Annotated in this window: 14 protein-coding genes and 1 tRNA gene; 9 read left to right on the top strand and 6 right to left on the bottom strand. The window is 61.5% G+C overall.

Features of this window, described 5'->3' with window-relative positions:
* Positions 1-40: 40 nt before the first annotated feature.
* Positions 41-114 (bottom strand) — tRNA-Gly (locus tag GRI32_RS01965).
* 197 nt (positions 115-311) lie between these two features.
* Between GRI32_RS01965 and GRI32_RS01960 the strand changes: the two genes are divergently transcribed.
* The 8 genes from GRI32_RS01960 to GRI32_RS01925 all read left to right on the top strand — a co-directional run bounded on the left by GRI32_RS01960 (position 312) and on the right by GRI32_RS01925 (position 7,144).
* Entirely contained in the window at positions 312-692 is a 381-nt protein-coding gene (locus tag GRI32_RS01960; protein WP_160589430.1) for a hypothetical protein, read from the top strand.
* 241 nt (positions 693-933) lie between these two features.
* A complete protein-coding gene (locus GRI32_RS01955; protein WP_160589429.1) occupies positions 934-1,812 on the top strand; it encodes a class II fructose-bisphosphate aldolase in 879 nt (292 codons plus the stop codon).
* Between the two features lie 24 nt (positions 1,813-1,836).
* Positions 1,837-2,565, top strand: coding sequence for an HAD-IA family hydrolase (locus GRI32_RS01950; RefSeq protein ID WP_160589428.1), 729 nt, complete (start codon positions 1,837-1,839; stop codon positions 2,563-2,565).
* A 13-nt stretch (positions 2,566-2,578) separates the two neighbouring features.
* On the top strand, positions 2,579-3,244 hold the full coding sequence (gene dhaL / locus GRI32_RS01945; RefSeq protein WP_160589427.1) for a dihydroxyacetone kinase subunit DhaL: 666 nt from the start codon (positions 2,579-2,581) through the stop codon (positions 3,242-3,244).
* 22 nt (positions 3,245-3,266) lie between these two features.
* Complete coding sequence (locus GRI32_RS01940; RefSeq protein ID WP_160589426.1) at positions 3,267-4,262, top strand: dihydroxyacetone kinase subunit DhaK; 996 nt, start codon at positions 3,267-3,269, stop codon at positions 4,260-4,262.
* Positions 4,263-4,392: 130 nt separating this feature from the next.
* Complete coding sequence (locus GRI32_RS01935; RefSeq protein ID WP_160589425.1) at positions 4,393-5,862, top strand: sensor domain-containing diguanylate cyclase; 1,470 nt, start codon at positions 4,393-4,395, stop codon at positions 5,860-5,862.
* Between the two features lie 129 nt (positions 5,863-5,991).
* Entirely contained in the window at positions 5,992-6,834 is an 843-nt protein-coding gene (locus tag GRI32_RS01930) for a hypothetical protein (RefSeq protein WP_160589424.1), read from the top strand.
* Positions 6,824-7,144 (top strand): winged helix-turn-helix domain-containing protein, encoded by a 321-nt coding sequence (locus GRI32_RS01925; RefSeq protein WP_160589423.1) that lies wholly within the window; start codon positions 6,824-6,826, stop codon positions 7,142-7,144. Before GRI32_RS01930 ends, GRI32_RS01925 begins: the two co-directional genes overlap by 11 nt.
* A 50-nt stretch (positions 7,145-7,194) precedes the next feature.
* Here the strand turns inward: GRI32_RS01925 and GRI32_RS01920 are convergent, their stop codons facing one another.
* Together GRI32_RS01920 and GRI32_RS01915 are read right to left on the bottom strand one after the other, a co-directional pair.
* A complete protein-coding gene (locus GRI32_RS01920) occupies positions 7,195-7,776 on the bottom strand; it encodes a hypothetical protein (RefSeq protein ID WP_160589422.1) in 582 nt (193 codons plus the stop codon).
* Positions 7,773-8,258 carry an RNA polymerase sigma factor gene (locus GRI32_RS01915; RefSeq protein WP_160589421.1) on the bottom strand — a complete coding sequence of 162 codons (486 nt, stop codon included), beginning with the start codon at positions 8,256-8,258 and terminating at the stop codon, positions 7,773-7,775. Before GRI32_RS01915 ends, GRI32_RS01920 begins: the two co-directional genes overlap by 4 nt.
* 118 nt (positions 8,259-8,376) lie before the next feature.
* Here GRI32_RS01915 and GRI32_RS01910 point away from each other — a divergent pair, with 118 nt between their 5' ends.
* Positions 8,377-8,619 (top strand): hypothetical protein, encoded by a 243-nt coding sequence (locus tag GRI32_RS01910; protein ID WP_237437312.1) that lies wholly within the window; start codon positions 8,377-8,379, stop codon positions 8,617-8,619.
* 209 nt (positions 8,620-8,828) lie between these two features.
* Here GRI32_RS01910 and GRI32_RS01905 read toward each other — a convergent pair whose 3' ends face one another.
* The 3 genes from GRI32_RS01905 to GRI32_RS01895 are packed head-to-tail and all read right to left on the bottom strand — an operon-like array spanning position 8,829 to position 11,055.
* On the bottom strand, positions 8,829-9,626 hold the full coding sequence (locus GRI32_RS01905; RefSeq protein ID WP_160589419.1) for a hypothetical protein: 798 nt from the start codon (positions 9,624-9,626) through the stop codon (positions 8,829-8,831).
* A complete protein-coding gene (locus GRI32_RS01900; protein ID WP_160589418.1) occupies positions 9,626-10,582 on the bottom strand; it encodes a TauD/TfdA dioxygenase family protein in 957 nt (318 codons plus the stop codon). The genes GRI32_RS01905 and GRI32_RS01900 overlap by 1 nt, the downstream gene beginning before the upstream one ends.
* 17 nt (positions 10,583-10,599) lie before the next feature.
* A complete protein-coding gene (locus GRI32_RS01895; protein WP_160589417.1) occupies positions 10,600-11,055 on the bottom strand; it encodes a MaoC family dehydratase in 456 nt (151 codons plus the stop codon).
* Positions 11,056-11,104: the final 49 nt, after the last annotated feature.

The following is an 11,104-nucleotide window of genomic DNA, read 5'->3' as shown; positions in this document are numbered from 1 at the left end:
CATCTGCCCAGACCTGCAATCACCGGGCAAAATATGCGGCTGGAGCGGGTGAAGGGAATCGAACCCTCGTCGTCAGCTTGGGAAGCTGCTGCTCTGCCATTGAGCTACACCCGCATATCGGCCTGGGGCCGCCCGCATTGCGGTCCGCTGCGGCGATGGGGTGGCCAATTGCCACGGGGGGGCTTGTCTCGTCAACAGATGTCGGCATGCGGGCAATAGATGGCCCGATCGGCGAGTTAGCGAAAAATTTGCACTTGGGGATTAGGCCGGACGGCAATCGATCATCCGGGCAGACAGGCGAGGTTATACCAATGGTCTTCAGCAGGCGATCCCACGCGATCATGTTCGTTGGCGGCGTTATGTTCCTGGCCGTGATGGTGACAGAGAACAACCGCGATGCCGCTTCGCCCGATGACGAAGAAGTTGCGGCCGTGCAGGACATGGACCAGGCCAATTCCATGAGCGCGCCGCATACCGTCACGCCCAGTCTGGCAGCAGATGAGGTGCTGGCGGCCGAGGATGAGGTGTTTGCCGAACCCGATGACGGGGCGACATGGGGCCAGCCGGTGGATAATGCCGAGCCGATGATCAGCTTCAGCTATGATGCCACTCCCGACAATCCGGGCCAGCCGGACTTCGATCCGGCCCCTGTGGCCGAGACATATCAGGACGAGGTCTGGATCGAGGACTAGCGGCAAGGCGGGCCGCACGGCGCGCGTCGGCATCTCCTTTACGTGCCGCCAGCCCCACATCAACGGCCCGAAATCCGCCATTTGTGCACGAAGCCGGTCAATTGCCGGACATTTTCAATCTCGAAACGTCAGTATTACGTAATGACGGGTGGCGAGCGCTCCTGACTCTGGTTATGGAGCCGATTCGAAACGCCCGCGCTGGGGAGCATTGAGCGGGCCGGTACAAACAAGGAGCAAACCGATGCCGCTGGTAAACATGAAACCGCTGCTGCGCGACGCGATGGACAATAACTATGCCGTCGCCGCCTTCAACCTCGTCGATTACGGCACAGTCAAGGCGATGGTCAAAGCCGCCGAGGAACTGAACGCCCCGGTGATCTGCCAGACCAGTTCCAAGACCATCGATTACTGGAGCCACGAGGAAATCGTCAGCTGGGTGCGCACCGCGGCTGAAAATTCGCCCGTGCCCGTGGTGCTGCATCTGGATCACTGCAAGGATATCGCAATGATCGAGAAATGCGCCCAGACCGGCTGGACATCGATCATGATCGACGCTTCGGAATTCCCGTTTGAAGAAAACCTCGAAATGTCCAAGCGCGTGCGCGACATTGCCGAGAAGTATAATGTCGGCATGGAAGCCGAACTGGGCCAGATCATGGGCGTGGAAGACGACATGGTGGTGGACGAGGCAGATTCGGTGCTGACCGATCCGGAAGACGCCAAGAAGTTCTGCGATGCGCTGGACCTTTCCGCCTTCGCTTGTGCCGTTGGCACCGCCCACGGCTTCTACCATGGTGAACCGGTGGTCGATTTCGATCGCATCGCGGCCATCAACGCCGCCACGAAGACGCCGATGGCGCTGCATGGCGGCACCGGCCTTTCCGACGAGACCTTCGCCAAGGCGATCGCGCGCGGCAGTGCCAAGATCAACATCTCCACCAACCTCAAGCACGTGTTCGTGCAGAGCTTTGTCGACTATCACAACGCCAAGCCCAAGGATTTCGAACCGCTGCGCCTGATCGATGCGCAGTACACTGCCTGCAAGGACCTGTTCTCCGGCTTCATCGAGAAGTTTGGCGGCAAGGACCGTGGCTCCGCTTTCCTCAGCAACATGAAATAATGATCTGAGGGAAACACACAGACCATGATCAAGGCACTGATTTTCGATTGCGACGGCGTTCTCGTCGATACTGAGCGTGACGCGCACCGCGTCGGCTTCAACCTCGCGTTCAAGGAATTCGGCATCGACGCCGAATGGAGCGTGGAGCTGTATGCCCGGCTGGTGCTGGTTGCCGGCGGCAAGGAGCGCATGAAGGCCTATTTCGATGAATTCGGCTGGCCCGAAGCGCAGGTGGGCAAGTTTGGCGGCAAGGACGATCTGATCGCCGAACTGCACAAGACCAAGACCCGCCTGACGTCCGAAATCGTCACCGACCTGCCGGTTCGCCCCGGTATCCTGCGCATCATTGACGAGGCGCTGGCAGCTGGCGTGCGGCTGGGCGTGTGCACCACCTCCAACCCCAAGTTCATCGACGCCGTGCTCGACCTGTTCGGGGCCGAGCGCAAGGATGCGTTCGAATTCGTCCATGCGGGCGATGTAGTGAAGGCCAAGAAGCCTGCGCCCGATATCTATCTGCTGGCTCTGGAAACGCTGGGCCTGCCCGCGTCCGATTGCCTGGTGATCGAGGACAGCCGCAACGGCCTGCTGGCCGCCACCGGCGCTGGCATTGCCACGCTGATCACCACCAGCACTTATACAGTGGACGAAGACTTTGCCGAAGCGGTAGAGGTAGTCCCCGAGCTGGGCGATGCGCCCAATATCAACATCACAATCGAAGACCTGGGGGCGCTGGCCGCACAAGCGGCAGCCTGAGGAGAGAAAACACATGTCTGCACTTGACCAAGCACAGATCGAAGAAGCGATCGACACCGCCTGCGACACGGTAATCCGCAACGAGCAGTATTTTTCGGACCTGGACGGCCTGGCCGGCGACGGTGACTTCGGCACCTCGCTCGCCACCGGCTTTCGCATCATCAAGAAGGACCTGCCGGAAATCGACAAGAGCGCCATCGGCGCCATGTTGCTGAAGATTTCCATGCTGTGTTCCAAGCATGTGGGCGGCTCCTCCGGTCCGATCTGGGGCACCGGCTTCATGAAGGCCGGCATGGCATCCAAGGGCAAGACCGAAGTCACCCTGCCCGAACTGGCCGAGATGATCGGCTCCGCAGTCGAAGGCATCATGGCGCGCGGCGGCGCCAAGCTGGGTGACAAGACCCTGCTCGACGCGCTGATCCCGATGGCCGAGACGATGAAGGCAATGGCCGACAGCGCCACCCCGGCAGAAATGCTGCGCGCCGTGACCGAAGTGGCCGACAACGCCATTGATGAAACCCGCAAGCTGGTGGCCCATCGCGGCCGCGCCAGCCAGGTGGGCGAGCGCAGCGCGAATACGCCCGATCCGGGCATCGTTGGCGTGGCCACCATCCTCAATGACTGGTGCAAGCATTATGGGGTGGATTACACACCCAAGGCTGCAGAACTGAATCGCTGATTTCTAAGGGAGAGGAATACTCATGAAAAAGTTCGTCAATGATCCGGCAAATTTCGTGCCTGAATTCATGGCTGGCGTGCTCGCCGCCAACCCCGACCTGCTGGAAGGCAATGTCGAGTTCCAGATGGTCAAGCGCAAGGACCGTCCGGTAGCGGACAAGGTCTCCATCGTGCAGGGCTCCGGCTCCGGCCACGAACCCGCGCACATGATGGCGGTTGGACCGGGCATGCTCGACGGCGCCTGCCAGGGCCCCGTGTTCGCCGCTCCGCCGGTGGATGCGTGTTATGAAACCATCAAGGCGCTGGCCACTCCGGCTGGCGTGCTGGTGCTGGTCAACAACTACCAGGGTGACCGCATGGCCTGGGACATGGCCTGCGAAATGGCCGAGGCCGAGGACATCAAGGTCAAGCAGTTCATCATCAATGATGACGTGGCCGTGAAGGACAGCCTGTACACCGTGGGTCGCCGCGGCGTGGCCGGCAACTTCTTCGTGATGAAGGCATGCGGCGCTGCTGCTGCTGCAGGCAAGAGCCTGGACGAGATCCTGGCCGTTGCCGAGAAGGTGAACAACAATGTCCGCACCATGGGCGTTGCTCTCACCAGCTGCACCCCGCCTGCCAAGGGCACGCCGATCTTCGAAATCGGTGATGACGAGATGGAAGTGGGCATCGGCATCCATGGTGAGCCGGGCCGCGAACGGACCAAGATCACCAATGCGGACGCCATCACCGAAACGCTGTTTGACGCTGTTGCCGTCGACCTGCCGTTCGCATCGGGTGACCGGATTGCGCTGATGATCAACGGCCTGGGCGGCACCACCCCGGCAGAGCTGTATCTGCTGTACGGCAAGGCCCACTCGCTGGCCGAGGGCAAGGGCATGACCGTGGCCAAGAACTATGTCGGCGAATATTGCACCAGCCTGGAAATGGCCGGCGCATCGCTGACCATGCTCAAGCTGGATGCCGAGATCGAGGGCTACCTCAACGCTCCGGCAGAGATCGCTGCCCGCGTTTTCTGATCCCCGCGATCAGCTGGCAAATTCAACGCGCCCGGTCCTGCCCATGCAGGGCCGGGCGTTTTGATTCGATCCATCGATTTCACCTGCAACCAACACGAAAAATTTACCAAGCTCCGACTAACTTACACGCATGTTACATGATTCAGTACTGGCGAGGGTTGCCCAGTCCGCCGAACGCAATGACGTTCTGCGCGAACTTGCCATCCTCGACACCAATCCCGAACCCGAATTTGACGCCATAACCCAGGCCGCCGCCCGTCTGCTCGGCTGTTCGATCTCGCTCGTCTCGCTGATCGATACCGACCGCCAATGGTTCAAGTCGCGGCACAATATCTCCATCGCGGAAACACCCATCGAATGGTCATTCTGCCGCTTTGCCGTGGAACGCGACGAGATACTGGTTGTCGAGGACGCAACGCAGGACCTGCAGTTTGCCAACAACCCGCTGGTGGTTCCAGGGGGTGCAGAATTCCGCTTCTACGCCGGTGTTCCGATCAGGCTGAGGCGCAATGCCGAAGGCGATTCGGTTGCACTTGGCACGCTTTGCGTGATCGATCACCAGCCGCAAAAGCCCACTGCAGAAGCGCTCGATGCACTCATCAAGCTTGCCCGGCTGACAGAGATGCTGCTGACTGCCCGGCTGAATGCCAACAAGGTTCAGCGCCAGGCCACCGCGCTGGCATCAGCCATGACCGAAAAGACCAGGCTGCATCGCCAGCTGCACCAGGCAGAACGCATGGCGGGCATTGGTTCGTGGCGGCTTTGCCTGGAGGAAAATACCGTCGAATGGTCACCGCAGGTTTATGCCATTCATGGTCTTTCTCCCAATGATCCCATACCAGTCAGCACCGCGCTCGACTTCTTTCCCGGAGACAACCGCCGCCAGATCTCCAATGCGATCAGCCGCTGTATCCGCAGCGGTCAATCCTATGACCTGGAACTGGATTTCATTACCGCAAAAGGCGACAAGCGCCGGGTCCGCGCCATCGGGGAGCTGGAACTGAAGAATGGCAAGCCCGAGGCCCTGATCGGTGTTTTCCAGGACATTACCGAACGTAATGTCCTCGAACAAAAACTGCGCGATGCAGCGGATACCGATTACCTGACCCAGCTTGCCAGCCGGCGCCGGTTCGAGCGGGAATTTGACCACATCATGTTCGAATGCGTGCGGGATGATCGCGACCTTGCGCTGGTGCTGATTGACCTCGACCATTTCAAGGCGATCAATGACACGCAGGGCCATGCCGCGGGTGACAAGGTCCTGCGCGAAGTGGCCCGGCGATTGCGCGCGCCCTGGCTGCAGCAAAGCTTTGCCGCGCGGCTGGGCGGTGACGAGTTCGTTCTGGTGCTGAGCGATGAGCAGCTGTTGGGCGATCTGGACGCAACCATGTCCCACCTGCTGCGAGAATTGCGGCTCAGCTTCACCGATGAAGCCAGCGATGACATCAGCTATTCGCTGTCAGCGACGATGGGCATCGCCATGCTGGATCGCGCACAGCCGAGTCGCACGCAAATGCTCAAGAACGCCGATGACGCGCTCTATCACGCAAAGCGCCACGGCCGCGGTACTGCCTGCCTGGAAGGCGCGCCCATCTCCTGATGGGGCCCGTTCGGGCGCGGCGGACGCGGCGACCGGCACCCGACCCGATTTGCAGATACAGGTGGCAGAGACACTTGCATGACTATAAGGTTTGTATTACAAACCGATTGTCAAAGCAGGAGATTCGCAATGAACTCACAAGGTGAACTCGGGACCCCGGAACTCAGGTCCCCGGAGCTCAGGTCCCAGGAACTCAAGACCCAGATCGATCAGCTGGGTGCAGCCATCAACGCCGGCCATCGCGGCCCGGCCATCGGCGGGGAGATGCTGGTGGCCTTTGCCGTGGCCTTCCTGCCGGCATCGGCCAGCGTGGCGGCGGCGGCATTCGGCCTCCTGCCGCCGACAGTGTTTCTTTCCCCGCTTGGCGCGCTTGCGGCCTTCCTCGCCTGTCTTTTCGCCGCTCCGGCCAGAGGTCTGGCGGTACGGCTGGGCATGGCGCTGGCCGCCGGTATTGGCGCAGAGGCCGTGTGGCGGATGATCCTGTCTGCCGCCACAGGGAACGGCACAAGCCTGACGGATTCCGCCGGGCAAGTGCTGGTGACGTCTGTCCCGCTCGCCATATTGGCCCTGGTGCTGGCATCGGGCGCACTGGCCCTGCACGCCTTGCGCCGGCAGCCCGGTGCATTGTCGAGCGCCAACAAGGCCATGATCGCGTGCTGGATGGCGATATTCGCAGGCGCAGCGGTGATGATCGCGGCCTTCACCCTCACCGGCATAAGGCTGAACAACTGGTTCGGCTTCATGCTCATGCCTGCGGTAATGCTCGGCCTGTGGGGCGCAGGCTGGATGGCCGGCGGGTGGATTTCGCAGCGCAAGTGGATGGGGCTGGTGGCTGCCGGGTCCTTTGTGCTGGCGCTCTATTATGCCTGGACCTTCGATTTCTTCGGATCGCTGATCATCGCCCTGCTGCTGCTGGTGCTTGCCCCCGGCGTGCAACTGATGCGTCAGGCAGGAACCGGCGATGAAGGCTGAGGCGCCCGCCCGCTTTGACGTGAACGAGATTGACGATGTTGTTCACGGGCGCATGCGGCTGGGCATACTGGCCTATCTGGCCGGCGCGGGAGAGGCGGATTTCATCGCCCTGCGCGATCATCTGGAAACCACCAATGGCAACCTGTCCACCCACCTCTCCAGGCTGGAGGAGGCAGGCTATGTCACGCAGGATCGCAGCATCGTGAACAAGCGCACGCGCACCGTGGTGAGCGCCACCCCTGCCGGGCGCGAGGCGCTGAAAGCCTATGTCGCGCGCATGGCCCGGCTGGTGGATGAACTGGGCGGCTGAGCGGCCAAGCCGCGCGGCGCAAGGTCCTTTCGCAGCTTCAGACCCTGATCTCACCCGTCACCTTCCAGCTGCGCTTGTAGCCGGGAAACATGCGCGATTTCCGCCTCTGCCCGGGCACGCCGGCTTCGCTGCCGCAGCCAGCAATAGGCCGCCCCGCCCAGCCAGAACGCAGCGATCACGGTGGCGCGCACCATGTCCACCTTGCCCGCAAGGCCATAGGCCAGCGCTATCGCTGCACAGACCGCCAGCAGCACCGCAGCGCCGAGCATGGCCTCGGTCAGTCGCAGGGCGACGCGTGCCTGCCGCTCTGCCCGGGCGAGCACCGATGGTGTGTCCTCCAGCAATTCCCCGCCCGTCGCCTGACGCAGGTAGAACAGGTCTGCCACGAACATCAGCATGGCGGCCAGAAATGCGACCGAACCGAGCTGGAACAGCGGGCTTTTCAGTGTCCAGCCAACCCATGCAAAGATGATCGCAAAACAGGCCATGCACGCTGTGCCGAAAATCCGCTGGCGCCTTTCCCTTCGCAGCCTTGCCTCACCAGCCTGCACGCGGGCCAGCACATCGCCCAGATCGGCGCTGCGGCTCTGCCAGTCGCCACGCAGGCGATCGAGGAAGTCATCCGTGCTCATGCGAGCATCTCCTTCAGCATCTGCTTGGCGCGCGTGATGCGCACGCCAACATTGGACAGTGAGATATCGAGCGCCTCGGCAATCTCGGCGTAGGACATTTCTTCAAGATAGAGCGTCACCACCTGGCGGTAAGACAGCGGCAGGCGGCGGATCGCCCGGGCCAGCCTCTCGGCCCGCTCGCTTTGCAGCAGCGCCTTTTCCGGCGAAGGCACATCTTCGTCCGCGCCTTCGACCATCACCTCGGCCTCACCCTTCCTGCGCCCGACGGCGCGCGCCACATGGCTGACCGCGCGATTATGGGCGATGCGATAGATATAGGGCGCCAGCCGCTCCTTCTCACGCAGCGAGGGCAGCGCCTGATGGATGGCGATCAGGATGTCCTGGAACAGGTCCTCCTGCAGCATCGCATCCGCCTCATAAGCTGCCGCGACCCGTCGCAGCCCCTGCCCATGATCGGAAATGATGCGCTCTATCGTGTTCATTACAAGAAAGTAGTCCCCTCCCCCCGGCACCTTCTTACAAAATCTTTTTCCCGCAAAATTAGTAAGAAAAATGTGCGCCAGCCGGACTGTTTCAGCGTCCTGACAATAAAGGAGACGCATGATGACCACCACTGTTCGCAACAAGAAGTTCTTCCTCATCACTGGCGCCAGCCTGATCGCCACCATCTGGGTGGGCGTGTTCGCCACGCTGGCGATCATGCAGCCCGCACTCAAGACCAGGCTGTTGATCCTGGCAGCAGGGGCCGGCGCGACCGAGCTGATCGCCTACGCCGGAGCCGCGTGGTTCGGGATCAACGTGTTCAAGCACATCCGCGGCAAGATCAGCCAGCGCGGCAAGTAACCACCACACAGCCCAAGGAGAAGTTCGATGTCCGTAATGACCAACCGCCTGTTCTCGCTGATCTGCGCCGTCGCCATCAGCAGCATGATGTTCAACGTCGCCATTTTCTGAACAGGCACCAGGCCGCTCCCGCCCGGTGCAACGGAACACCCGGTCCTTCCCACGAGGGCCGGGTGTTTCAATTCTGGCCGGATCTAGTCAGGGCGCATCTAGTCAGGGCGGGGGTGAAAAAGGATGATGAACCGCTCCAGCGTCGCGCTGGTGACATGGGGGTCCGCGCCATGCATGCCAGCACCATATTCCACCGTGATATGCCGTTCGCCAAAGTCCAGATGGTAACAGCCATCGGCGAGATGGGCATTGCACGGATCAACCGACTGCAGGCTCTCGACAGGCAGATCGGCGATTTCTTCCCTGCAGTCCGCCTCTGCTGCTGAAGCGGACTCACAAGCCAGCTTGAACTGGCGTCCCGCCGCAATATCCTGTTTCAGGCCGATCATCGCGAGATAGGCCTGCGCTGCTGTGCCGAGATCTGGTGCACGGTAGAAATGCTGGTCTTCGGGAAGGTCACTGCACAAGTCTGCGGCTTGTGGCTCCTCGCTCTGCCACGCCTGGCCAAATTGCGGAGGCTCGACAAAGCTCCACCAGGAAGATGCTAGGAACTGACGTGCGACCACCTGCGCATCCGGGCCTTCCGCGCCCTCGTCAAGCGGCACGAAACTGACCGCCAGCCTGTCATAGCTGCACAGGTTCCTGACGCGGGTAAGATAGGGCCGTGTATCAAAGGCAAGGACATCGAGCGGCCGTGTGGCCGGTTCATCGCGCCGGAAGTCGGTCACTTCGATCGCACCCCACACCACATCGCGCAGGCGCTCATGCGTCTGTTGTGGCGGGGCCGTCCTGATCTCGGTCCTGGAAATCGTCTCCTGCGCCTGCGCCCCGGTTGCTGTGCCAATTGCCAGGGCAGAAAAAGCAGCCAGCAGGAGAGGACTATCCGGCCAGCGCACTATCGGCCGGCATCCCTTGCGGCGTTGATATCGACCGTGCGGGGCGTGGCGGCGAACAGTTCGGTGAAGGGATCGTCGCCCGTGTCCATCGTGTGCGGTTCGGTGCCTTCGCGCACGGTGGTGCGGCGCATGTCGCGGCGATAGGCGGTGTAATCATATTCGCCGCCGCGGTGCATGGTGCACAGATTGTCCCAGATCACCAGGTCGCCCACGTTCCATTTCACGTTGAAGACATACTGCGGCTGGGTGGCATGGGCGATCAGCTGTTGCAGCAGCGCGCGCCCTTCGGCCTTGTCCATCCCTTCGATATCCATCGTGTGCGCGGCAATGAACAGCGACTTGCGGCCCGATCCCTTGTGCACATGCACCAGCGGATGGCGCGCCTTGGGGCGGGCGTCGATTTCCGCCTCGTCAATATCGGCGCCGGCCTGCTTGCGGCTCCACCACAGCGAATTAAGGCCGACCTTGTCCTCTATCAGCGCCTTCATTTCCGGCGACAGGTCGTGATAGGCGCTGCGCGTATCGGCAAACCATGTTTCACCTCCCACGCCGGGCGGCGGCACGGCATGGGCCAGCAGCATCGAATAGGACGTGCGCTTTTCCATATAGGCGCTGTCGGTGTGCCACAGCCGGTCACCCTTGCGATATTCGATGGCGGCCTTGTCCTGCGTGATCTGGCCGTCCAGATTGAGGTTGGAAGCATCGAACAACTCGCGGCACGACAGGCGGTATTTCGCGCCCTCGCGCAAAGGCACACGCTCCAGATAGCCGAAATTGCGGCTGAATTCGACGTGCTGCTCGTCAGTCAGGCCGGTGTTGCGCCACACGGTCACGCCATAGGTGTCCATCGCATCGGTGACCTGCTTCAGCTCATCGGCGCTCAGCGGCTTCGTCAGGTCCAGCCCCGAACATTCGGCGCCGAATTTGGGCAATATGGGTTCGACTTTCAGCGGCATTTCTCTCTCCGAAACTTCTATTCTTGCGGGCGCTTCTTCTGCAGGCTTGCGCGCTTGCAGTGGGCGACCAGTTCACCGGCCTGATTATAGGCGCGATGGGCAAATGTTACGATACCCTGAGTGGGTCTGGATTTGCTTTCGCGCAATTCCAGCACTTCTGTCTCGATCCGCAGCGTATCGCCCACGAAGATCGGCACCGGAAAGCGCACCTCGTCCCAGCCCAGATTGGCCACGGCGGTGCCCTGCGTGGTGTCGTTCACCGAAATGCCCACCATCAAGCCCAGCGTGAAGCAGGAATTGACCAGTATGCGGCCATATTCGGTGTCCTTCATATATTCCGCATCAAGGTGCAGCGGCGCGGGATTATGCGTCAGCGCGCTCACCAGCAGATTGTCGGTTTCGGTCACCGTGCGCCGCAGCGGATGATCGAATGTCTGCCCGACGCTGAATTCCTCGAACCACAGGCCAGCCATGGATTGTCTCCTCTCTGCTCACCTCCTAGCGTGTAGCCACTGCCCGCGC

This window comes from Alteraurantiacibacter aestuarii (genome assembly GCF_009827405.1).
Taxonomy (GTDB): Bacteria; Pseudomonadota; Alphaproteobacteria; order Sphingomonadales; family Sphingomonadaceae; genus Alteraurantiacibacter; species Alteraurantiacibacter aestuarii.
The sequence above is the reverse complement of the archived record's forward strand: the minus strand, read 5'-3'. Positions and strand labels throughout refer to the sequence as shown.

Coding starts and splice junctions, on each gene's coding strand:
- GRI32_RS01960 (WP_160589430.1), top strand. CDS start 312: ATGGTCTTCAGCAGGCGATCCCACGCGATCATGTTCGTTGGCGGCGTT.
- GRI32_RS01955 (WP_160589429.1), top strand. CDS start 934: ATGCCGCTGGTAAACATGAAACCGCTGCTGCGCGACGCGATGGACAAT.
- GRI32_RS01950 (WP_160589428.1), top strand. CDS start 1,837: ATGATCAAGGCACTGATTTTCGATTGCGACGGCGTTCTCGTCGATACT.
- dhaL (WP_160589427.1), top strand. CDS start 2,579: ATGTCTGCACTTGACCAAGCACAGATCGAAGAAGCGATCGACACCGCC.
- GRI32_RS01940 (WP_160589426.1), top strand. CDS start 3,267: ATGAAAAAGTTCGTCAATGATCCGGCAAATTTCGTGCCTGAATTCATG.
- GRI32_RS01935 (WP_160589425.1), top strand. CDS start 4,393: ATGTTACATGATTCAGTACTGGCGAGGGTTGCCCAGTCCGCCGAACGC.
- GRI32_RS01930 (WP_160589424.1), top strand. CDS start 5,992: ATGAACTCACAAGGTGAACTCGGGACCCCGGAACTCAGGTCCCCGGAG.
- GRI32_RS01925 (WP_160589423.1), top strand. CDS start 6,824: ATGAAGGCTGAGGCGCCCGCCCGCTTTGACGTGAACGAGATTGACGAT.
- GRI32_RS01920 (WP_160589422.1), bottom strand. CDS start 7,776: ATGAGCACGGATGACTTCCTCGATCGCCTGCGTGGCGACTGGCAGAGC.
- GRI32_RS01915 (WP_160589421.1), bottom strand. CDS start 8,258: ATGAACACGATAGAGCGCATCATTTCCGATCATGGGCAGGGGCTGCGA.
- GRI32_RS01910 (WP_237437312.1), top strand. CDS start 8,377: ATGATGACCACCACTGTTCGCAACAAGAAGTTCTTCCTCATCACTGGC.
- GRI32_RS01900 (WP_160589418.1), bottom strand. CDS start 10,582: ATGCCGCTGAAAGTCGAACCCATATTGCCCAAATTCGGCGCCGAATGT.
- GRI32_RS01895 (WP_160589417.1), bottom strand. CDS start 11,055: ATGGCTGGCCTGTGGTTCGAGGAATTCAGCGTCGGGCAGACATTCGAT.